This is a genomic window from Pseudoalteromonas sp. P1-16-1b (assembly GCF_001401785.1).
GTDB classification, from domain to species: domain Bacteria; phylum Pseudomonadota; class Gammaproteobacteria; order Enterobacterales; family Alteromonadaceae; genus Pseudoalteromonas; species Pseudoalteromonas undina.
Window position 1 is genome coordinate 110,404 of record NZ_LKGQ01000002.1, and the last position, 22,550, is coordinate 132,953.

General features: G+C 40.8%; 23 protein-coding genes. 14 read left to right on the plus strand and 9 right to left on the minus strand.

The features are described from left to right. The 6 genes from AN392_RS01945 (at position 1) to AN392_RS01970 (ending at position 6,574) form a co-directional block, all read left to right on the plus strand. The gene (locus AN392_RS01945) at positions 1-633 is read left to right on the plus strand and encodes a FliH/SctL family protein (protein ID WP_055011674.1); all 633 of its coding nucleotides are present in this window, start codon (positions 1-3) and stop codon (positions 631-633) included. Next, positions 626-1,975 (plus strand): FliI/YscN family ATPase, encoded by a 1,350-nt coding sequence (locus tag AN392_RS01950; protein WP_055011675.1) that lies wholly within the window; start codon positions 626-628, stop codon positions 1,973-1,975. Before AN392_RS01945 ends, AN392_RS01950 begins: the two co-directional genes overlap by 8 nt. Continuing rightward, on the plus strand, positions 1,968-2,384 hold the full coding sequence (locus AN392_RS01955) for a hypothetical protein (protein ID WP_055011676.1): 417 nt from the start codon (positions 1,968-1,970) through the stop codon (positions 2,382-2,384). Before AN392_RS01950 ends, AN392_RS01955 begins: the two co-directional genes overlap by 8 nt. Before the next feature lie 48 nt (positions 2,385-2,432). After that, on the plus strand, positions 2,433-4,859 hold the full coding sequence (gene hrpB, locus AN392_RS01960; protein WP_055011677.1) for an ATP-dependent helicase HrpB: 2,427 nt from the start codon (positions 2,433-2,435) through the stop codon (positions 4,857-4,859). Between the two features lie 220 nt (positions 4,860-5,079). Continuing rightward, positions 5,080-5,631, plus strand: coding sequence for a heme NO-binding domain-containing protein (locus tag AN392_RS01965; RefSeq protein ID WP_055011678.1), 552 nt, complete (start codon positions 5,080-5,082; stop codon positions 5,629-5,631). Then, positions 5,624-6,574: a sensor histidine kinase gene (locus AN392_RS01970; protein WP_055011679.1), complete on the plus strand. Its 951-nt coding sequence runs from the start codon at positions 5,624-5,626 to the stop codon at positions 6,572-6,574. Before AN392_RS01965 ends, AN392_RS01970 begins: the two co-directional genes overlap by 8 nt. Before the next feature lie 76 nt (positions 6,575-6,650). On the opposite strand, the gene AN392_RS01975 is transcribed toward AN392_RS01970, so the two are convergent. Beyond that, a complete protein-coding gene (locus AN392_RS01975) occupies positions 6,651-6,872 on the minus strand; it encodes a hypothetical protein (RefSeq protein WP_008108632.1) in 222 nt (73 codons plus the stop codon). A gap of 191 nt (positions 6,873-7,063) precedes the next feature. Between AN392_RS01975 and AN392_RS01980 the strand changes: the two genes are divergently transcribed. Together AN392_RS01980 and AN392_RS01985 are read left to right on the plus strand one after the other, a co-directional pair. Further along, positions 7,064-7,777 (plus strand): DUF1499 domain-containing protein, encoded by a 714-nt coding sequence (locus AN392_RS01980; RefSeq protein WP_055011680.1) that lies wholly within the window; start codon positions 7,064-7,066, stop codon positions 7,775-7,777. Positions 7,778-7,894: 117 nt separating this feature from the next. After that, entirely contained in the window at positions 7,895-8,941 is a 1,047-nt protein-coding gene (locus tag AN392_RS01985; RefSeq protein ID WP_055011681.1) for an NAD(P)-dependent alcohol dehydrogenase, read from the plus strand. Between the two features lie 53 nt (positions 8,942-8,994). Here AN392_RS01985 and AN392_RS01990 read toward each other — a convergent pair whose 3' ends face one another. Next, positions 8,995-10,203, minus strand: coding sequence for an MFS transporter (locus tag AN392_RS01990; RefSeq protein WP_055011682.1), 1,209 nt, complete (start codon positions 10,201-10,203; stop codon positions 8,995-8,997). A 341-nt stretch (positions 10,204-10,544) separates the two neighbouring features. Between AN392_RS01990 and AN392_RS01995 the strand changes: the two genes are divergently transcribed. From AN392_RS01995 to AN392_RS02005, 3 genes are all read left to right on the plus strand, one after another. After that, a complete protein-coding gene (locus tag AN392_RS01995) occupies positions 10,545-10,967 on the plus strand; it encodes a hypothetical protein (protein ID WP_010391213.1) in 423 nt (140 codons plus the stop codon). Then, complete coding sequence (locus AN392_RS02000; RefSeq protein WP_008108814.1) at positions 10,964-11,161, plus strand: helix-turn-helix transcriptional regulator; 198 nt, start codon at positions 10,964-10,966, stop codon at positions 11,159-11,161. Before AN392_RS01995 ends, AN392_RS02000 begins: the two co-directional genes overlap by 4 nt. An 88-nt stretch (positions 11,162-11,249) precedes the next feature. Then, positions 11,250-13,376, plus strand: a complete 2,127-nt coding sequence (locus AN392_RS02005; RefSeq protein WP_055011683.1) for a TonB-dependent siderophore receptor — start codon at positions 11,250-11,252, stop codon at positions 13,374-13,376. Positions 13,377-13,455: 79 nt separating this feature from the next. Here the strand turns inward: AN392_RS02005 and AN392_RS02010 are convergent, their stop codons facing one another. Next, positions 13,456-14,337 carry a LysR family transcriptional regulator gene (locus AN392_RS02010; RefSeq protein WP_055011684.1) on the minus strand — a complete coding sequence of 294 codons (882 nt, stop codon included), beginning with the start codon at positions 14,335-14,337 and terminating at the stop codon, positions 13,456-13,458. A gap of 108 nt (positions 14,338-14,445) precedes the next feature. Here AN392_RS02010 and AN392_RS02015 point away from each other — a divergent pair, with 108 nt between their 5' ends. Further along, on the plus strand, positions 14,446-15,426 hold the full coding sequence (locus AN392_RS02015) for a TDT family transporter (RefSeq protein WP_055011685.1): 981 nt from the start codon (positions 14,446-14,448) through the stop codon (positions 15,424-15,426). A gap of 3 nt (positions 15,427-15,429) precedes the next feature. Here the strand turns inward: AN392_RS02015 and AN392_RS02020 are convergent, their stop codons facing one another. Further along, positions 15,430-15,612 carry a DUF2986 domain-containing protein gene (locus tag AN392_RS02020; RefSeq protein WP_055011686.1) on the minus strand — a complete coding sequence of 61 codons (183 nt, stop codon included), beginning with the start codon at positions 15,610-15,612 and terminating at the stop codon, positions 15,430-15,432. Between the two features lie 162 nt (positions 15,613-15,774). On the opposite strand from AN392_RS02020, the gene AN392_RS02025 reads away from it, so the two are divergent. Next, the gene (locus AN392_RS02025) at positions 15,775-17,262 is read left to right on the plus strand and encodes a dipeptidase (RefSeq protein ID WP_055011765.1); all 1,488 of its coding nucleotides are present in this window, start codon (positions 15,775-15,777) and stop codon (positions 17,260-17,262) included. Positions 17,263-17,323: 61 nt separating this feature from the next. Here the strand turns inward: AN392_RS02025 and AN392_RS02030 are convergent, their stop codons facing one another. The 4 genes from AN392_RS02030 to AN392_RS02040 form a co-directional block, all read right to left on the minus strand. Then, complete coding sequence (locus tag AN392_RS02030) at positions 17,324-18,085, minus strand: EAL domain-containing protein (protein WP_024601923.1); 762 nt, start codon at positions 18,083-18,085, stop codon at positions 17,324-17,326. A gap of 205 nt (positions 18,086-18,290) precedes the next feature. Further along, complete coding sequence (locus AN392_RS02035) at positions 18,291-18,719, minus strand: OsmC family protein (protein ID WP_024601924.1); 429 nt, start codon at positions 18,717-18,719, stop codon at positions 18,291-18,293. Between the two features lie 124 nt (positions 18,720-18,843). Further along, positions 18,844-18,978, minus strand: coding sequence for a DUF2256 domain-containing protein (locus AN392_RS18380; protein ID WP_076921450.1), 135 nt, complete (start codon positions 18,976-18,978; stop codon positions 18,844-18,846). Positions 18,979-18,980: 2 nt separating this feature from the next. Continuing rightward, positions 18,981-20,489: a cryptochrome/deoxyribodipyrimidine photo-lyase family protein gene (locus tag AN392_RS02040; protein WP_055011687.1), complete on the minus strand. Its 1,509-nt coding sequence runs from the start codon at positions 20,487-20,489 to the stop codon at positions 18,981-18,983. Between the two features lie 104 nt (positions 20,490-20,593). Between AN392_RS02040 and AN392_RS02045 the strand changes: the two genes are divergently transcribed. Next, the gene (locus AN392_RS02045) at positions 20,594-21,202 is read left to right on the plus strand and encodes a flavin reductase family protein (protein ID WP_055011688.1); all 609 of its coding nucleotides are present in this window, start codon (positions 20,594-20,596) and stop codon (positions 21,200-21,202) included. Positions 21,203-21,243: 41 nt separating this feature from the next. Here the strand turns inward: AN392_RS02045 and AN392_RS02050 are convergent, their stop codons facing one another. Further along, positions 21,244-22,545 carry an MFS transporter gene (locus tag AN392_RS02050; protein WP_055011689.1) on the minus strand — a complete coding sequence of 434 codons (1,302 nt, stop codon included), beginning with the start codon at positions 22,543-22,545 and terminating at the stop codon, positions 21,244-21,246. Positions 22,546-22,550: the final 5 nt, after the last annotated feature.

Consider the following 22,550-nt stretch of genomic DNA (forward strand, 5'->3'; position numbering starts at 1 on the left):
ATGAGTCAAGCATTTAGGTTTCCCACTTTAAATAAAAATGAGCAACATCAAACGCTGCAAGAGCGTTTAGATGCTGCTCAGCGTGTTGGTTTACAGCAGGGCTATGAAGAAGGGCTCGCGCAGGGGGCTGCCAATAAGCAAAGCGAATTAGAGCAGCAAATGGAGCAACAAATAGAGTTGCGTGTTTCTGAGCGCCTCGAGGCGCAAAAAATACAGCTTATTGAACGTTTTAACACTTTATTTGATAAAGCTAATAATGAGCTACTTAACTTTAATGATGAGTTTAAACAAGACCTTGCCTTAATGATAAGTACCTTGGCTGAGCACGTTATTGACTGCGAGCTAAAAGTACGCCCCGAAATACGCGCGCAGCTTATTGAAAAAGCCATTACCTTGCTTAGCAATCGCGATGTAGTAACAAAAGTTATGTTCTCAGGGGCTGATCGCCACTGCTTTAATGATGCACGTTTAGCTGAGTTTTTAGTGCCGGTTTATTTTGATGAGGCTCTGATCAGTGGAGACGTTGAACTGGTGGCAGAGCAACAAACACATCGATTTTCTTTTTCAGAGCGATTACAAAGCCTTTTGGATGAAGTGATACCTGAAATTTTAAAAGCGCAACCGCATGACTAACCCACTTCATACTTGCTTAAAGTCTGCGCTGAAAGTGCTAACCCCGCCTGAATTAGTTAAAAGCTATGGCCGCTTAACACGAGTTAATGGTTTAACGCTTACCGCTACCGGTGGGCAATTTGCTATGGGTGAAAAATACCAAGTAGAAAGTATTGATGGCCACTGGTATGACGCTGAAGTAGTAGGTTTTAATCAAGATGAAGCCTATTTAATGCCACTAAAAAAAATTCAAAACTTATATTCAGGTGGACGCGTTAGGCCAGTTATAAAAAACAACCATGTGGCTATTTCTGAAAAGTTATTAGGGCGTGTGCTCGATGCGCAAATGCAGCCGATTGATAACTTAGGCCCACTTGAACAAGACAGCACAAAAAACGCCAGTAAATTGGGTAACGATTATTCTTTAACGCCGCTGGAGCGCAAAGGCGTTATCGAGCCGTTAGATGTAGGTATTCGCGCTATTAATAGCTTATTTAGTGTAGGTAAAGGCCAGCGTTTAGGGTTATTTGCAGGTTCGGGTGTAGGTAAAAGTAAGTTGCTTGGCATGATGACCCGCTTTACCTCTGCCGATGTGGTTATTGTAAGCCTTGTAGGTGAGCGTGGTTGGGAAGTAAAAGATTTTATTGAGCAAAGCCTAGGTAAAGAAGGCTTAAAAAAAGCCATTGTAATAGCATCCCCAGCAGACGATTCCCCTTTACTGCGTATTAAAGCGGCCGAACTTAGCCATAAATTGGCGGCCTACTTTAGAGATAAAAATTCAAATGTATTGCTGTTGATGGATTCATTAACCCGGTATGCGCAAGCACAGCGGGAAATTGGCTTATCGGTAGGTGAGCTGCCTGCATCCAAAGGATACCCGCCATCGGTATTTAGTAAATTGACTCAACTGGTCGAGAGTTCGGGTAATAGTGAAAAAAGCAAAGGCAGCATGACCGCCATTTATACAGTATTAGCTGAAGGCGACGATCAACAAGATCCAATAGCCGATAACGCCCGAGCAATTCTTGATGGCCATATAGTATTGGATCGCACCTTAGCAGAAAAGGGCCACTATCCGGCCATTAATATTGGTTCATCGATTAGCCGAGTAATGCCAAATATAGTAAGTGATGAGCAGCTAAGTTTTTGTTATAAATTGAAAAAACTTTATAGCCGCTACATGCAAGTGCATGAGCTTATTCCTTTAGGGGCGTATCAGGCAGGAAAAGATCCGGAACTCGACAGTGCGGTAAATTTGTATCCACAAATCGAATCATTTCTATGCCAAGGGTTGAACGAACAAGTGGATTTTTCACAGTCAATAACTCAATTAAATGCAGTGATGGGTAAACTGAATGCTTAATAAATTTTTAGGATTACAACAACAAAAATTAGATAAAATGCTGGCCGAGCAAACTCAGTTACAACAAAGAAGTAACCTAGAGCAGCAACGTTTATCGCAGCTTCAGCAGCACATAAACAGTATGGATAAAAACCAGCAAATGAGCTCGGCGCTGAGCTTACAAAATTTATCAGGGATGAAGCGTATTTTGTCTGGCTTATCGACGCAGCAACAAGCGCGCATTGATGATTCACAGCAAGATGAATTACGTCAGCAGCAAGCTTGTTTTAAGCAAATGAGCTTCACCAAAGGCATAGAAGGGATAGTGAGTAATAGGCATCGTGCTGATCAAAATAAAGCGCAGCAGCAAGAGGCTAAAACGTTAGACGAAATGATCAGCCAAGCATATAGTCGTACTCTGCATAAATAACTGCTAATTTTTGCTACAATGGCGGCAAAGTAATTTAGGGTAAATAGCGTGCTGCCGGTTCAAGAAATATATACTTCACTCATTGATGCTTTAAAAGCCAACCCAATCACCTTACTGCAAGCGCCGCCTGGTGCTGGTAAATCAACATGGTTGCCATTACAGCTTATGCGTGATGGGCATTATAAGCACATCGTCATGTTAGAGCCGCGGCGCTTGGCAGCAAGAAATATTGCTAATTATTTAGCGCACTGCCAAAACGAAACGCTAGGGCAAAGTGTCGGTTTACGGGTGCGAGGTGAAAGTAAAGTCAGCACACAAACTCGCCTTGAAATAGTTACCGAAGGCATGCTTACGCGCATGTTACAAAATGATCCTGAGCTTAGTGATGTTGATTTACTTATTTTTGATGAGTTTCATGAGCGTTCCATCGCAGCAGATACCGCACTGGCTTTTGCTTTAGAATCGCAAGCGGCACTGCGTGAAGATTTAACCATTATGTTGATGTCGGCCACCCTTGATAGCGAACGCTACACTGGGTTTTTTAATTGCCCAGTAATTCAATCAAACGGGCGAAGTTACCCCATTGACGAAATATATTGCCCAATAAAAGATGAAAGCCGCTGGCTTGATGCTATTCCACCAATAATAAAACAAGCACTCAATGAGCAAACAGGCAGTGCGCTGGTATTTTTACCCGGCCAGCGTGAAATACTGCGAGTGCAGCAAGCGTTGATCGACTTGCCCAGTAATTGTATTGTTGCCACATTATTTGGCGAACAAGATAAAGCTAATCAACAAGCTGCAATTTCACCTGCGCCTCAAGGGGTGCGAAAAGTAGTATTAACGACCAATGTTGCCGAAACAAGTTTAACCATTGAAGGTATTAGAATTGTGGTTGATAGCGGCAAGCGCCGTGCAGCCAGCTTTAATTTAAAAACCGGTGTCACTGAGCTCACTACGCAAAGTATATCGCGTTCATCGGCAGTACAACGCGCAGGGCGTGCAGGAAGAATAGAGCCAGGGGTTGTGTATCGATTAGGTTCAAAACAAACTTTTGAGAGGCGAAACAGCCACGATAACCCTGATATTCTTACCTCAGATATTAGCCAACTGATGCTTGAGGCAAAGCAGTGGGGCGCAAGCATTAGTGAACTCACCTTACTTGACCCGCCGAGTGAACAACAATGCAGCCAAGCTACTAATTTATTATCTATGCTTGAAGCCATAGATAGTAACGGTAAGCTCACCACGCTGGGTAGTAAAATGTTGAGCTTTGGTGCCGATATTCGCCTAGCGCATATTTTATTAAAAGCGCAAATGTTAGAACCACAGTTAAGTGGGATTTATCGCTTAGCTATTTATTTAGTGGCCTTACTAGAAAGCCGAGTTAGCACTGCCAATGAGCTCAACCTAGCATTGCATAGTCAACAACAACGACCACATCCGGTATTTAAGCAGCAATTAAATTATTGGTTAAAACGCTTAAAATTTACCGATAGCCGCACAGATTTAAACACTGAATATTTAAGCTTATTAGTATCGCTTGGCTATCCAGATCGGATTGCTAAAAAACGCGGCAATGGCTACTTATTAGCAAATGGCGCAGGGGCTGAGCTAAACCCTGACTACTGGCATAATGACGAATATATAGCTATTGCCAGTATGGGCGGGCATAAAGGCGGGCGAGTTTTTGCAGCCACGGCGCTAAATCCATTAGCGCTTAAAGAGTATTTACCGCATTTATTCACTGAGTTGACCCGCTGCGAGTTTGATGAAAAAGCCGCTCGGTTTATTCATCAAGATGAAGTAAAACTTGGGGAAATTACCCTTAGTAGCCAACCAAGTAAACATAAGCTTGATAAAACAGAACGGGCCAAGGCATGGCTTAGTTTGTTTGCCAAACAGGGCTTTTCACTGTTTAACGAGCAAAAAGAAAGTGAGCAACTGCTTATTAGAATGTGCCTAGCTAGCAAATTGATGCCAGAACAGTTTCCTATTATTAGTCAGCAGCAGCTCATTGAAACAGCAGGTGATTGGTTAGGGGTATACCTTGAAGATATTAAAACCCTTGAGCAACTTAAAAAGTTTAATTATTTTGAGGCACTACAAAACAGTTTTAATTGGCAACAGCAAAGCGAGCTAAAATCTTTACTCCCACTGCGGCTAACAGTACCAAGTGGCTCTAACATAAAAATTGAATACCAACTTGATGGACCTGCCAAGCTTAGTGTGCGCATGCAAGAAGTATATGGTTTAACCAGCACGCCTATGTTAGCTAACGGTAAATTAACACTGCTAATGGAGTTGTTATCTCCAGGCAAGCGTTCACTACAGTTAACTCAAGACTTAGCACATTTTTGGAATAGTAGTTACCGCGAGGTACAAAAAGAGATGAAAGGGCGCTACCCCAAACATTTTTGGCCAGACGATCCAGCCAATAGCGTTGCCACTAATAGAGTAAAAAGCAGAATGTGATCACGCTTTCTTACCTTTACTTAGTGTTAAAAGTTGACCATGCAAATAACGAACTTTTTTGGGCGTTTTACAAGCGACTAAACTACTATTACTTTAATGCTGACATTTTACTGGGTAAGACTTATTACCCTAGTGTACATATGAGCCGTAAGGTAGCGAGCGTTTGTAACTAATTGAAGGCGCAGCTAACAATCTAAAAGTGATAATAGAGGGAACATGCATGAAAGGCGTTATCTTTAGAGGGCTTGAGGCACTGGTTATTGAAAAATGTGGCATGGCTGCATGGGACGACTTACTTGAAAAAAATGCACCTGAAGGTCGTGTTTATATTTCTGCAGAAAGTTATCCAGATGAAGAAATAATTGGTTTGGCACAAGATGTAGCAACTGCACTTTCTATGTCTATGCCAGAGGTATTAAAGGCCTTTGGAAAGTATTTGTTTTCTCACTTAAAGGCACGTCACCCAGCTATAGTAGACAGCTTTAATAGTTTTGCTGATCTCATTATTAGTATTGATAAAGTAATTCATGTTGAAGTAGCTAAGCTTTATCATGAGCCTAATTTACCTGAAATTGACGCCCAAATTATTGAAGACGGGTTTATTTTAATGCGTTACAACTCTAAGCGACAGCTTTGTATGTGCGCCGAAGGGCTTATTTTTGGTGCTGCGGCTCATTATGGGGTTGATGCTAAACTTAATCATGCCCAGTGCATGCATGATGGGTTTGATTCGTGTTTAATTGAAATAAAATATGAGACTCCCCATGGCTGAAGACGACTACAATTATAAAAAAGCGTATTTGCGCGAAAAATCAGCCAGGGATCAATTAGAAACCCTACTAGAAGACAAAACACGGGCGTTGTTTATTGCTAATCAAGAGCTGGAAGAAAAGCTCGAAACGGTCAAAAACCAACAAATAACCTTAATGCAAAGTGAGAAAATGGCCACGTTAGGCACACTTTCTGCTGGTATGGCCCACGAAATAAATAACCCGCTTGCTTACATAACCAGCAATGTAGCAAGTATAAAATTTATAAAGCCCGTGTTGGTTTCGTTAATGACGGCGGCTCAACAATTTGTAGATAAATCGATTTCAGTAACGCAGTTAGAGTCTATTTTAGTTCAGCTCAACCGAGAGAACGACTTAAGCTTTATTGTGGATGATATTGATGACTTAGTTGATGATACTCAAGAGGGCTTAGAGCGTATCGCTCATATTGTTAGTAATCTTGTCGACTTTGCGAGCCTAAAAGACAACGTAACAACAATGGCAGATATTACAGAATCATTAGATGGCACGCTAAAGTTACTCGAAAACCAGCTGGGAACGTGTGCTATAGAGTTACACATTGAAAAGTTACCCCTAACACAGTGTAATATATCATCGATGAAACAAGTCTTTGTAAACTTATTAATTAATGCGAAACACGCTTGTGATGACTTGCACGATCAGCAAGGAAAAATAACTATTAAGCTGTTTGCCAATAAAAGCAATATTTACATAGAAGTGGCAGATAACGGCTGTGGAATGGACGCTGATACAATTAAACAAATGTTCGACCCTTTCTTTACCACTAAACCCGTAGGCCAAGGCACTGGTATGGGAATGGCTATAGTTTACAATGTACTTAAAGAGCACAATGGCACTATAGAGGTTGAAAGTGAAGTGTGTAAGGGGTCTTTAATACGTTGTGTAATACCTATTACTACATAACTTTGTAAGCTTAAAGTTTACAATACAGGCATGGCTACAGAGTGTGTTGTGGCTATTGAGCTTAGGTATTAGTATCTTAGCTCGACACTTCTTGTCCGCCGTGTTGCTCGGCTAAATCATCAAGTTCGGCAACGGTATAATCAAATCCGCTTTCATCATATTCGTAGCTTACTTTAACGCTGTCGCCGCCATTAAAAAGACGTGTTTTTACGTCATTGACTGGCCAATCTTTTAATTCGTGTAAAAAGCGGTTAGCCACTTGTGATGACTCAAATCGGTAACTAATCTCTGTTTTCATAAATAATAATACCCTGATAATTTTACCCCCGTAGTTTGTTGATTTTTACCAAGGAGTCAAGTTATCTACTTTAAAAGAGTAATAAATTATGACTTTATAGATACTTATCAGTCATAGTAATCTAAATTGGAGTGTTAACAGTATAAAGCTGTTTAAAAAACAATAACCATATAACAATAACGGAGTAGGCAATGAAATATTTAGTGAGCTTAGTTGGGCTTATCGCTTTTTTAATGGTGGTACTACCGGGACCCCTTTATAAATTTAATATCGTTGAACTAGGCACTGCTTTTGCCGGTTTTAGATTAGGTGTTTATGTTGGTGGGGCAGCATTAGCCTTATTACTAGTTCAGGTGCTATTTATGCGTAAAACAGTGAGCTTAGCCAGTGCAGTGATCACTGTTATTTTTGCAGCAGTTGCTATTGCAATGCCGCTTAACATGATGAATACAGCAAAAAGTGTTCCGCCAATTCATGATATTTCTACCGATTTAATTAACCCTCCTGAGTTTGTTGCGGTTGTGCCTTTGCGTGCTGATGCACCTAATCCTGTTGCATACGCGGGAGAAGAAACGGCAGCGCAACAACGAAAAGCATACCCAGAACTAAAATCGCTCGAGTACAACCAAACGCAACTAGAGTTAGTGGCAGCCACAACAAAAGCCATGGAAAACCTTGGTTGGGAACTGGTTAATAGCGATGTTAATAATGGCATTGTTGAAGCAACAGACACCACAACTTGGTTTGGCTTTAAAGATGATGTTGTCGTGCGAATTAACGACAAAGGCAGTAAGCGTGTGGTAGACATACGCAGTAAATCTCGCATTGGTAAAAGCGATTTAGGCAAAAATGCCCAGCGTATTAAAACCTTGATTGACGAGTTAAACGCCGTTGTGGTGCAGTAATTGATAAAAATAGCCCAGCATTATGCTGGGTTTTTTGCAGTTGCTAGGTCAGTTCATGTTCAGAGCTGATAATGCATACTGTGTGAGTTATAAATTTTAATAAACTATGGAGTTATTATGAAAACAGTCGGATATGCAGCAAAAAGCCAAGGTTCTGAACTTACAGAGTTTTCTTTTGAGCGCCGCGATTTACGAAATAACGATGTAGCAATAGAGATTTTATATTGTGGTGTCTGTCATTCAGACTTACATGCAGTGCGAAACGATTGGGGTGGCAGTAAATACCCATTAGTACCAGGGCACGAAATTGTTGGTAAAGTAATTTCGGTTGGTAGCGATGTTACTAAATATCAGCAAGGCAATACCGTTGCTGTAGGCTGTATGGTTGACTCATGTCAAAGCTGCGACCAATGTCATAATCACGAAGAGCAATTTTGTCGTGAAGGCATGGTTGGCACTTACAGTGGCAAAGACAGAATAAATGGTGAAATGACTCAAGGTGGCTACTCTAAGCATGTAGTGGTGCGTGAAGAATTTGTGCTTTCAGTACCTAAAAATTTAGAGCTATCTCGCGTTGCGCCTTTATTGTGTGCTGGCATTACTACTTACTCACCGCTGCATAAATGGGGTGTTAAAAAAGGCAGCCGTGTTGCAGTTGTCGGCCTTGGAGGGCTTGGCCATATGGCGGTTAAAAATGCCTTGGCAATGGGTGCAACGGTTACGGTTATTGGCCGCACTGAATCTAAAAAAGAAGATGCTATCGAGCTAGGTGCACAGCACTATTTAGTGTCGAACAACGATGATGAAATGAAAAATGCACAATCAGCGTTTGATGTGATCATTGATACTATACCTGTAAAGCACGACCTATCACTGTATACACCGCTACTTGATATTGATGGCACGTTAGTGATTGTTGGCCAAGTAGGCCCTGTTGATGAGCTAAACACAGTGCCATTGTTAATGGGTCGTCGTCGAGTGGCAGGATCCTTAATTGGTGGCATTGCAGAAACACAGCAAATGCTCGATTTTTGTGGTGAGCACAATGTATTACCTGAGTGTGAAATGATCAATATAGATGAAATTAACACCGCTTATGAGCGCATGGAACGCTCAGATGTGCGCTACCGTTTTGTTATTGATATGGCGTCGATTGACGTATAATTAATTAAAATAATGAATATAACAAGAGCCGCTATACGCGGCTCTTTTTATACTTAATACGCTGCAGCCGTTTGTTTTGCGCTTTTATTGTTTATTTGTATAAAGCTAAGCCACCACATAAATAACCCGCCTAAAAATAATGCTCCTGCAACATACCCGGTTTGATTTGGTTGTGCCCCTTGTGCAATAGCAATGCCGCCTACCCATGGGCCAATTGCATTAGCAATATTAAAAGCACATTGTACGAGAGCACCAATCATGGCATGGCCATTGGGCGATACATCCATTAACAGTGTTTGCACTAAAGTAGAAAGCCCTAAGCTACAGCCAATAAAAAAGATCACCAGATAAAGTAAGTAAATATTATAGCTGGCACTTACATACGCAAATGCAAAAATAATAGTTGAGGCAAGGGTTAATCCCGTGGTTTTAATTGCCGATTTATCGGCTGCTTTTCCTAGTATGTAATTACCGAGTGTGGAGCCAATACCAAACATCACCATCGCAATTGAAATAGTATAGGCGGGTGATTGGGTTACATCTAAAATAGTGTCGGCCACGTAGGTATAAATACAAAATACGCCACCAAAACCAATAATAACAATACCCAAAATAGACCAAACCAGTTTATTTTTTAATACCCCTAACTCGTTTAGTAAATTAGATTTTTGAGTATTTTTAACATTGGGTACCACGTAATAAACAAAAATAAAGGCAATAAACGCCAGTACACCTGCCCCGGCTAAACAATAACGCCAACTCAAATTTTGCCCAACGAGCGTTACTACGGGTACGCCTACAATGGTTGCGACTGTCAGCCCCATAAATACTTTTGACATAAAGCTAGCACGCTTTCCAGCAGGCGCTATATCTGAGGCCAATAACAAGGCTGCGCCAAAATATGCGCCATGGGGTAAACCACTTAAAAACCGAAACAGCACAAGTTGCTCTAATGAGCTAGCTAAGGCGCTTAAGCTATTAGCAATACACATTAAACTTAAAAATAGTAACAGCGCTTTTTGTTTACGCATGTTTGCTGTTGCCAACATTAAAATAGGCGCGCCAACAACCACTCCAAGAGCATAAGCACTAATGGCATAACCACTTTGTGATGGGGTACTACCAAATGCTTCACTAATTAATGGCAACATAGGCATCATAGAAAATTCAGATAAACCCAAAATAAAGGTGCCTAGCGCAAGTACAACTAAAATAGCGGCTCTATTGGGCTGACTCGACGGCGATGTAGTATCAACGGCCATGTAAAATCCTTGAAGGTATTGAATAAAATTTAATAACAAACAAAACGCCTGTACGTTTAAAAAATACAACACACACGTTTATTTAAAATTGAATTTGGGAATGAGGAATAAAGAGGCTGGCATTTTAAATTAAAAGCCTCCTCCCGTCATGGTCTAAACCATAGTTTAAGATGAATAAAATTTAACTTAAGCAAACGAAAGGCTGGTTTATATAGCTTTGCAAGCCACTCGCTCATTAAAAACAAGATATATTAGATTTAAATGTAATGCTAACTTGACTTTTTGTATGGTATGAATGATATTTGTAAAGTAAACATTACTTTTGAAACAGGATTAAAGCAATGAAAACAGAATTAAATTTAAAACAACGCCAAATTAAAAATACTAGCTACTTGGTTAAATGTACCTTGATTTGGTTACTCACCTTAGCGTTATGTAGCTTTGGCCCGACATTAATTTGGGATCGCGCCGAGATAATTAGCGGCTTTTTTATAGTTGTAAATGTAATAGCCGGCATTGTAATGATTTTGGCTAACAAACGTTACTTACAGGGGATGGATGAGCTGATGCAAAAAATACATCTCAGTGCCATGGGATTTACCCTAGGTGCAATATTGGTAGGTGGGCTTGCGTACACTAATCTGCAATTGAGTGGCTTAATTGATTTTAAAGCACAGATACCCGATTTAATGTTTTTAATGGGGGCAGTGTATTTAATTAGTGTGTATGTGCTTAATAAACACTATTGCGCAGGTGATGAATGAAAAATCGATTAAAGGTATTAAGAGCCGAACATAACTATACCCAAGCAAGGTTGGCCGAACTGCTTGATGTTTCTCGCCAAACTATTAATGCGATTGAAAAAGGTAAGTTTGACCCCAGTTTGCCACTGGCCTTTAAGGCAGCAAGGTTGTTTGAGTTAAAAATAGAAGATATTTTTGACGACGAACAGGGTTAAAAATTAACAAAGTGCGACAATATGTCGCGCTTTTTAGATTGCTACAGCACGTATAATTTACCCACAAAAATTTTGTGGTAAATCAATAATGACTGATAAAAAAAATTCTTTAACCCCTTATTTATTCTCCCCTTTAGCGCTTGTTATAAGTAGCGTATTATCGCCAGTTGCTTTTGCAGATGACACCTCAATTGAAGTGATTGAAGTGCACGGCCAAGCACAAAATAAACACCTATCATTAGGCTCATCTGAATCGCTATTAACCGATTTAGGAGTGGACTTTTCTGCCGCTGGTGGCATGGCCAATTTACCTGTTTTAAATGGTTTAATGGGCGATAGAGTGGCGGTACTGGTTGATGGGGCGCAAATCACCGCCGCCTGTGCTAACCAAATGAACCCGCCACTGTCTTATATTTCAGCCAATCAAATTAGTAGCTACAAAGTGGTTGCAGGTGTTTCTCCAGTAAGCGCGGGAGGCGATAATATTGCAGGTGTGATTGCTGTTAATTCTATTTCACCTCAGTACAGTAAAAATAGCGAACTTGCATGGCATTCAGGTTATGTGTCAGCCCAGTACAACACCCTTGATAACGCCAAAAAGGTCGGCGCAGGTATGCGCATTGCCAGCGATGTACTCAGTTTTAATTATCAAGGTGCTTATAGCGATGCTAACAGTTATGAAGATGGTAACGGCGATTTAGTGCTCGACACCCTATACCGCGCGCAAAACCATAGTTTAAGTGCTGCCATGCGCGATGATAAGCAACAATTAGTGGTTAAGCTAAGCCATCAAAAAATACCCTATCAAGGCTTTGCTAATCAATATATGGATATGACAGATAACACCAGCTATGGCGCTGTTGCTCAGTATAAGCGCGCTTTTACAAACAGTGAGCTTGAAGCGCAGTTAAATTGGCATAACGTAAAGCATGAAATGGGGTTTTTTAGCGCAGAAAAAACCGGAAAAATGCCCATGAAAACTGATGCTGAGGATATAAGTACCCAGTTAAAATGGCGACTAGCGCTTGATAACAACAGCCAGTTACTACTCGCGCAAGAGTATCACCACATGAAATTAGATGACTGGTGGCCTGCAGTTGAGGGCTCAATGATGATGGGACCAAATGACTATAAAAATATTAATAATGGCCGACGTCAGCGTATTGCTTTGCTTGCTGAATATGAAAGCCAACTAAATACTCGCTGGTGGTTAAATGCAGGCATTCGATTTGAAAATGTAATGACCAACACTGATGATGTACAAGCATATAATGCAGGCATGGCTGCAATGAATGCAATGGCTATGGCGATGCCAAGTGATGCAATGGCGGCTAAAAAGTTTAATAACCAAAACAAAAAACAAACAGATAATTTAGTTGATGCAAACGTGCTGATTAATTATCAACTAAGCAATAACGACGAACTACAAATTGGCTTAGCCCGTAAAAATCGTGCGCCTAATTTATACGAACGCTATAGCTGGGGCGTAGGTAATATGGCCACCACCATGATTGGATGGTACGGCGATGGCAACGGCTATATTGGTAATATAAACCTTAAACCAGAAACCGCACACACGCTTAGCAGCACGTACACCCGCATGGCAAAAGATGACAGCTGGCGTATAAGTGCTAACGCTTGGGTGAGCGACGTGAATGACTATATTGATGCCAACATAGTAAGAAGCTTTAACCGCACAGCGCTTGCTGCCAATACCCGTAATGTACTTATGTTTAATAACATAGATGCCAGGCTTTATGGTGTAAAGCTAGATGCGGTTTTAGCACTGCATGAGTCTAAGCAGTATGGTAGCTGGTCGTTAAAAGCTAATATTACCAACACCCGTGGTAAGCGCGACGATACGAATCAGCCGCTTTATCAAATTAAGCCGCTGCAAACCCAATTTACTATTAATCAGCAAATAGGCCGCTTTGAAAACGCACTCACGTGGCAGTGGGTCGATAGTAAAACCCGCGTAGACAGCAACCGCCTAGAAAACCAAACTGAGCAGTATCATTTACTTAATTTAAGCTCAAAAGCTAGTTGGGATGCATTGACCGTGAGTGTTGATATTACCAACCTGCTTGATGAATATTATGAATTACCACTTGGTGGCGTAAGTATTGCTGAGTTTAAACAAGATATGTCGCAGGGGTTCAATCAATTAGCAGGACAGGGTCGTTCTATTAATTTGGCTATGAGTTACGCGTTTTAAGATGAGAGAGTAAGTTAGTGTGAGCTGTCAGATTCGATTTTTGGTTAATCGAATCTGACAGTTAATTACTATTAATTTTTTAAGTCTGCTTGTGACAAAAATCTATAAACTGCGTTAGCAGCGGGTTTTTGTACTTGTCTTTATGCATCACTAACCAAAACTGCCTTTGCATGGGGTGGTTTAAATTAAGTTGTGTAACACGGCCATCTTTTAGGGCATATTGCGCGGCAAGTGATGATAAACACCCTAACCCCAAGCCATTTGCCACACAGTTTATAAGCGCTTCAGTGGTATTGAGCTCTACGCTTTGCGTCCAATTTTTAATTTGTGGCGCAAGGCTATGTAAAAAGAAGGAACGCGAGCCTGAACCAGTTTCTCTTAATACCCATTGACTACTATTTAAGTCGTTGAAGCTAAGTTGCTTTTTTGCAGTCAGTGGGTGGTTTATTGGCGCAATAATACACATGGCGTCATGGTTAAACACATTAGAGACTAAATCGCCTTGATGGGCTTGGCCCTCAATAAGTGCTATATCGAGCTCGTAATCTATAAGCTTTTGACAAATAAGCGCCGAATTAGAAATCAGTATTTGCTGTAAATAATGCTGTTGCTGCGCTCTAAAGTTGCTTAACAAAGCTGGCAATACATGGTTACCAATTGTATCGCTGGCACCAATTTTTAAGGTTCCGCTGGCAGGGGCGTTGTCTAAAAACAAGGTGTCGATAGTGTTTGCCCGATTTAATAGCTCATCAGCAAGGGGCAGTAGCTTTTGCCCTTCTTGATTTAATAGTAATCGGTTATTTACACGATCAAATAACGGATGGCCTAACTGCTTTTCAAGTTCGCTAAGCGCCATACTCACCGCCGCTTTAGATAAAAATAGTGATTCAGACGCAGCTGTAAGGGTGCTGTGCTGGGTTATGCCGACAAATACTTTAAGTTGCTTAAGTGAAATATTCATTATGCTATGTTTAGTTTACCTGAACCTGTGTTCTATATAATTAGATTTAACTTAACAAAATGCAAGCGTAAACTTCTCTGTAAGTTACAACCACAGGGTGGAATAGAGATGTTTAAACATATAAAAACAAAAGTATCTGGTGCACCAACACCAATGGGCGGTTTGGCATTAGGTATTGCCAGCCTAGGTTGGGCTTGGGAGAGTATGTTTAGTCTAAATGGCGTAGCACAATATACCGGTGCCGCTACTGCGAGCGTGTTATTGCTATTGTTAACTCTTAAGTTTTTACTGCATCCTCAGCTGCTTAAAGCCGATTTAGCCCATCCGGTTGTGGGAAGTGTGGTGCCTACTTTTGCTATGGCTACTTTAGTGGTGTCTAATTCTTTAGGGCAGTTTTACTCCCTTGCGGGAGATGTGCTTTGGGTTGGTGCATTTTTATTACATGTGTTGTTTTTAATCAGCTTTATTGCTCATCGCGTGATTGAATTTAAAATTGAGCATATGGTGCCAAGCTGGTTTGTTCCGCCTGTTGGGATCATTGTTGCCGATGTGGCGTTTTCAGGAAATCCGGCACTGCTGTTTCTAGCACAAGGGGCGCTTTATTTTGGCATGCTGATGTATGCAGTTATGTTGCCTATGATGATTTACCGGATCATTTTTGCAGCGCACATTCCAGATGCTGCACAACCTACACTGGCTATTTTAGCGGCGCCAGCAAGTTTATCGTTAGCTGGTTACTTTACAGTTATCAGCGAGCCGTCACCGGTTATTATTGGCTTGTTATTTGGAATTGCAGTACTGATGACCTTTATAATTTACGTCGCATTCTTTAAATTACTGCGCCGTCCATTTTGCCCAGGTTACGCTGCGTTTACTTTTCCTATGGTCATTGGTGCTACCGCGTTATTTAAACTTGCCGCATGGATGCATGCAGAGGGTATTGATTTGCAGTTTGTTAAACAAATACAGTATTTAGCAACGTTTGAACTGATTGTGGCAAGTGGGGTAGTTTGCTATGTGGCGGTTCGTTATTTGGCTCACTTTAAGCTTTTTAACACTCAATTTAAGCCTCTCACCCTATCACAATAACGATTAAACGCTTGTTTGCACTACCTCGTTAGCCTCGTGCTCAATTGCTTGTTCGGCATCTTGCTCAGCAAGCTTTGCGCGCTCTGCTTTTGAAACATAAGCCGGTTTGTTGCTTTTATGTAGCTTGGCATTAGCACGCTTATCTTTGTTATTAAATTTTGTAATGATCTTTTTTCTGCGATTCATGATTCACCTCGTAATTTTGAGCTGCGCATTATACAGGCATCTTGTTCAAAGCTGTTAGACAAATTATAAGCTTTGCTTGTGGGTTTGCCGCAAAGTGCTGTTTGTCACTTTACAAGGAGGTTATAATTAGAGCTCTTTATTGTTAATTAAATGGAATCTGTTTTGAACAAGCTCGCTTTAGCAAGTATTGCCTTATGTGCATTTAGCGCTCATGCACAATTAAATAAACACAGTGAAAGCGTGGCCGATTACGCAGTTAATAGCTACCAAAATGCACAGGTGCATACGCTTACTAATTTAGTATCGTTTCCTACGGTTAATAAAAGTGAGATCAGCGCACCACAAAACCCCGACTTTATAGGCTTTAAAGCGTTATTAAAAATGAAAGCCGCTGAACTGGGCTTTGACTACCAAGATTTAGGCTATACCGTACTCATAGGCATGGGTGAGCAAAAAGAAAAAGTAACCATAGTGACTCACGGCGATGTACAACCTGCAAACGCCAGCAAATGGAAACAAAGCCCATTTATTATTGATACCTCAGAGCCGGGTAAATTAGTTGGCCGAGGTACCGAAGACGATAAAGGCGCTATAGCCACCGCTTTATATGCGATGAAAGCCATAAAAGATAAAGGCATAACCCTTGATAACCGCATTGAGCTGATGGTTTATTTGGCCGAGGAGTCTGATTGGGGGCCGTTAACTGAGTTTATGAAAACCTATGAGCAACCAAAGTATGCGATAACCATTGATGCCTCATACCCTGTAGTGGTTGCTGAAAAAGGCTGGAGCTTAATTGCGCCAACATTTGATGCAACATCACCACAAACAGGTGTGTATGTCAGCAATGTAACGGGTGGTGCCTTTGCTAGCCAAATCCCTGAAGATGCCAGCTTAACTTTGCATAATGCGAGTACTGAATTGATGGCTCAATTAAAACAAACAGCCAAGGTTCTTAAGCAAGTAGAATTTACCTTTGATGATCAGTTAGGTGGGACTTTAATTAGTGTTAAAGGCATGTCGGCTCACTCATCTGAGCCAGAGTCAGGTGTTAACGCCATTGCTTATTTGGCTGAACTATTTAAAGCCGTTGAGCTTGAAAACAACAGCGATGGGCAGCTCATTAAGTTTGTAAATCAGCTAATTGGCCTAGATATTCACGGTAAACAGTTTGGTGATATTGCGTATAAACATGACTTTATGGGGCCAATGACGGTAGCGCCCACAGTTATTGAACGAGACGGTAATAACCTAACGTTAGCGGTTAATGCTCGTCGTCCTATGGGTAAAGAGGCTGACTTACTAAAACAGCAAATTAATAGTGCGCTTACTCAATGGCAAGCTGATAATAAAGTAACATTAGCCAATGTTAAAACCACCATTGGTACACCCATGTTGCTTGATGACGCGCCCCATGCGCAGAAGTTACTTGATATTTTTAAACACTTTACTGGCGATCAAGACGCAGATTTTGTCTCTATTGGTGGTGGTACCAACGCTAAGTTATTTGATAATGCCGTATCGTTTGGTCCATCAATGCCAGGTAAACGCTACACCGGTCACTCAGAACATGAATTTATTACGCTTGAGCAACTAGCACTTAATTTACGTATGTACACCGCAATGATGATAGAGCTGGGAAATATGTAATTAACCAATAGCAAAAACTAAAAAACCGCCTTGATGGCGGTTTTTTTATAACAACTAAATGTTATTGAAAATTAACGTCTGGTAAGCACTCAAACCCAGGTTTTGCAAACAAGTAGCCTTGCATTAATTCAATGCCGACACTTTTTAGCCAGTGATATTCTTCAACTGTTTCAATACCCTCAGCTAACGCCATTATGTTCAGTTCTTCAAACATATTTAAGCAGTTACGCACAATAGTTTGGCGTTTTGTGTCTTTGTCGATATCGCGTATAAGTGCCATATCGAGTTTAATAATATCTGTTTGAAAGTCAGCTAGTAAGTTTAATCCAGAATAGCCTGAGCCAAAGTCATCGGTAGCTGTTTTAAAGCCTAATTCTTGGTAGTAGCTTACAACCCGCTCAACGTGGCTGCTGTCTTCTATTTTTTCAACTTCAGTAAATTCAAACATAATATTAGTTGTAGGGAAGTTGTACTTTTTAGCCGCTTCTAGGGTAGTGCGAATACAGCGCTCAGGCTTATAAATAGCGTTGGGTAAAAAGTTAATGCTTAGCATGGTGTTTATGCCTAGCTTAGAGGCAAGTGCAATGGCTTTAATTCTACATAGTTGGTCAAAGGTATAGCGGTTGTCGTCGTTTACTTGGGAAATAATAGAATAAGCCGACTCATTATTTAAACCACGAACCAGTGCTTCATAGCCATAAATAGTGTTGCTCTGGCAATTTATAATAGGCTGAAATGCCATAGTAAAGTCAAAATCTAGTTCGCTAGAATCAGCGCAGTTGCTACAAGATACTTTTTCGCAACTTTGTGATTTCTCGTTCATGCATCCACCTTTGAATTTAACCCACACTTAAAGGTGGTTAAGTTTCTTGTAATCCTAACAAAGTATTGAGATTTTACATAATTATATTAGCGAACATTAATATAACTCATAATAAAGTTTTTATTTAATTCATGAAAAATTAGCAGTAAGGTTATGCTAAAATATAATCTTACTGCTACGCAAAAAGTATAATTGGTTTACAAAATTAGTTAAGTGTTGCCGTTAGCTTTATGCTGGTATTGAGTAATTTTGAAATGGGGCAGCCTTTTTTGGTGTCTTCACACAGGGCTTGAAATTGCTCATTGGAAATATCAGTAATTTTTGCATTAACTACCAATTCAATTTCACTCACCGCAAAGCCATCGTCTACTTCATCTAAGCTTACTGTTGCTTTGGTGCTTATATCGTCAGCAGTAAAACCTGCTTCGCCTAACGCCAATGATAACGCCATGCTAAAGCAAGCACTGTGGGCTGCACCAACTAGCTCCTCTGGGTTAGAGCCGGGCTTATCTTCAAAGCGAGTATTAAACCCATACGGCTGGTTATCGAGAGCACCACTTTGAGTTGATATAGTGCCTTTACCACTTTTAATATCGCCAGACCAATTTGAGCTTGCCGTTTTTTTAATTGTCATCATGTTCTCCTTGTTGCGATTAATGTAAATTTTTCAGCATTGATATCAGTTGTATGTAAAATAATCCGATAATTGCTTAAAAATGTACGTAGTAACATGGAGGCTGCAAGATAAACGCCAATCTCTATTTGCTACGTTTACATCGCTCAGAACAATAAATAACGTTATCCCAGTCTCGTTGCCATTTTTTACGCCACGCAAACGGTTTATTACACACAGGGCATATTTTTTCAGGTAGGGTTAGTTTTTTATGTGCCATAGTTATTTGCCAGACTGCTTTTTGGATTTACGTACCGAGGGAGTGATGGCTACATGTTTTTTTAGTATGGCATGAATAGCACGTTTAACCTCGCTACGCTCTCGGTATTGCCACAATCGCTCGCGTGCCTCTTTAGATGCTTGAGTTAAATCAAGCATCGGCTCTGGGTAATCTTCACCAAGTTTAAAGTCGTTAAATAACGCTTCCATTGGCGTTTGTTGCCAGGGTTGATGTAAATATTCAATGGGGAGCTTTTCAAGTTCGGGGCACCATTTTTTTATAAATGCGCCGGTTGGGTCTTGATCTTCAGATTGTTTAATGGGGTTGTAATGGCGAATAGTATTAATGCCAGTAACCGATGCCTGCATTTGTATTTGCGGATAATGAATACCTGGCTCAAAGTCTAAAAAGTAATTAGCCAGCGGAAAACTTGCCTGTTGCCAGCTGATGTTTAAATGATGGGTTACAAAGCTCACCAGCATAGCGCGCATTCTAAAGTTAATATAACCGGTGGCTTTTAAACAGCGCATGCAGGCATCAATAATAGGAATACCGGTTTGCCCCTGTGCCCAGCGTTCAATATCGCTAGTAACCTTAGCGTCATAACGATACGGAAATGCATGGTAACCCGGATTTAAGGCTTTAAATTCCATGCTGCATTCGCTTTCAAACTTTTGCATAAAATGGCAATGCCAATGCAGGCGAGATACAAACGCAGCAAGCGGACGCTTCCAGCCTTTTTTATCGAGATGGGTTGAATGGTATGCGTCAATCGCCATTTGATACACTTGCCTCAGGCTGATATTTCCCCACGCTAAATAGGGCGATAACCTAGAGCAATGCGTACGGCTCAAGCTCGGGCTAGAGATCCCTTTTTGATAGCCTTTACCGCGCTCGGCAAAAAAACTGTGCATAACATCGCGGGCAAGTCGCGGCCCTCCATATTGAAAGTTGTCATCGTCAGCTGTGTAACTGTCTGGTAATTCTGGCGATTGGTAGTGTGTGAGTGTCACTGTTTTAATGTGTTTCCAATCTGGGATGGCAATTGGCGCTTGCATTGTTTGTTGCCAGCATTCATTCCAATTATTGCGATTTTTTTTACCCCGAATGACAGCCCCCGTTGGTGACTCTAACCAGTTAATCTGATTATGTTGGCACCATGCTTTAATCGCTTTATCGCGCTCAAATGTATTATTTAAGCCGATTTCTTGGTGACTAAAGAGATTAATTATTTCAAACTGGGTGAGTAGCTCTTCAAGCAACGACTGCATATTTTGTTTAAATATGTACACGCAGCTATTAAAGCGATCAAGTTGTTGGTTTAAATCACATAGTGACTGATACACAAAGCGCCAATGTCGCTCGTTATAATGAGCATCTTCGAGTAACAGCGGCTCAAAGTTGTACAGCAATAATGTTGGAAGCCCATTGCTAAACGCATGTTTAAGCGGTTGATGATCGCTTAAGCGTAAATCGCGTTTAAACCAGACAATGTTTATTTTTTGGCGCATGAAATTAAACTATTTGCTAACGGTGTAGTATTAATGAAGATCCAACTTATAAGTACGTATTGCCTAGTACTAGGGTTTAGTTTTTAACTTAAAAGTGAGAAATAATGTTTTTAGATTTAATTCAAAACAACAACCGCTCTGTTTATAGCTACTTAGTTGGCGGTATTAGTCCACGACCGATTGCATGGATAAGCACCCTAAGTAGTGAGGGGGTAAGCAATATTGCACCTTACTCTTTTTTTACCGTAGCAAGTTGTCAGCCTGCAGTGCTAAGTGTGACTCAAGTTAACCCCAGTGATAAAGCCAATAAAGATACACTGACAAATTTACTAGCCACCAAAGAATGTGTGGTTAATATTGTTAGTCATGTTTTAGTAGAGCAAATGAACCAAAGCTGCGCTAATTACCCTAATAATGTCAGTGAGTTTGATGAGGCCAGCATAGAGAGAGTCCCAAGCCAGTTAGTTAATCCGCCGAGTGTTGCAGCTTCAAAAGTACGCTATGAATGTAAGCTTCGAGAAGTGATCACTATTTCAGATGAACCAAGCGGTGGCAAAATGATGCTCTTAGATGTAGTGGGAATTTTTATAGATGACGCCACGTTGGTAAATGGCTACATAGATCCGACACGTTTAGATGCAGTAGGTAAAATGGGCGGCGATTACTTTAGCACCACCAAAGATAAGTTTGTATTAAAACGCCCACAACTTTAAAGGTGAGCGTTTTAATTATATAAGGTTAAACAGCGCGCTATTTACTCTGTTTTTGGTAAAAACAGTGCACTCATTGCCCCCAAAAAACCTAACCCACTGTAAAGCAAAATAAGCTCTGCGGTTGATAAAAACGATTCTAATAAGCCTATGCTGCCCAACATCAGTAATAAAACCCCAATAACGGTATTACTAACCGACACATAATCGGTCCGTTTGTTACCCTCTGCCATATCGACGAGGTACGTTTTTCGCCCTAAGCGTACTCCTTGGTGCGCAACTGAGAGTAAAAAGTACAAAATAGGCATAGCCCACCAATTTAGTAGCAGCTCGTTATACCAAGTTGCAATAACAAATACAGCCAGCCCATTAATGGTAACCAAAGTGGCACTGAGTACCAGCACTCGCTGGCTAGATAAGTCACTTAAGCGTCCCCAAATCGGCGCTGAGACTAGGCTTGCAAAGCCGGAAACGGCAATAAAGGTGGCAAGTAAAGAAAATTCAAACGACTGTTTACTGGCTAAAATAATATAAAAAGGGGCACTCAATGCTGAACAAAGCAGTAAGGCACGTGTAATAACAAAATGCGCAAACTGTTTGTCTTGGTATAAAATTTTTAACTTTGAAAACGCGTGCAATAGGCCATTATTCGCTCCTTCGGTAGCGCCACTATATTCGTTAATTTGTGCATAAAAAAACGCGGCAATCAGCCACATTAATGCACCCAGTAGTAAAGCGATGATCACAATATCTTGATCTTTTTGCTGTGAAAAAAACCACATCATGAGACCAAACGTTAAGGTGGCAAAACCGGCAATGCTCGCAGCAAGCCCGCTAATATTACCGCGTTGCTGTTTAGGAATAACTTTGCCCAGCACATCTTTTGCAGCGACAGAGTTAAACCCTCTGGCAAGGCTAAATAAAATTAATAAGCCAATAATGGAGTAGCCTGCTTGTGCGCCCTTGAGGGTGAACGCCACCGCAACCATGGCTAAAATGCATCCTGCTTGCATCACTGCACCTATTACCCATACCCATTTACGAACGGGGAGTTTGCGAATAACGTTAGCAATAGCAAGTTGGGGCAGCAATGAACCCGATTCTCTAATTGGTACTAACCAAGCAATAAAACTCGCTGGTACATTTAAGCTTTGCATTAACCATGGCAGCGTTATTTTTGGATTAAGCAGTGCATCAGCAAACTTACTAAACAGCTGGCTAATGAGTAAAATAATAAAATTACCGGGTACTTCCTGACAGGCATTGTCGTCGATGGCCTTACACGCGCGAGCATCTTCTTCGTTATTTAAGCGTTTATAAATTTGTTCTTTTGTCAGTTTTTTCACTCTAT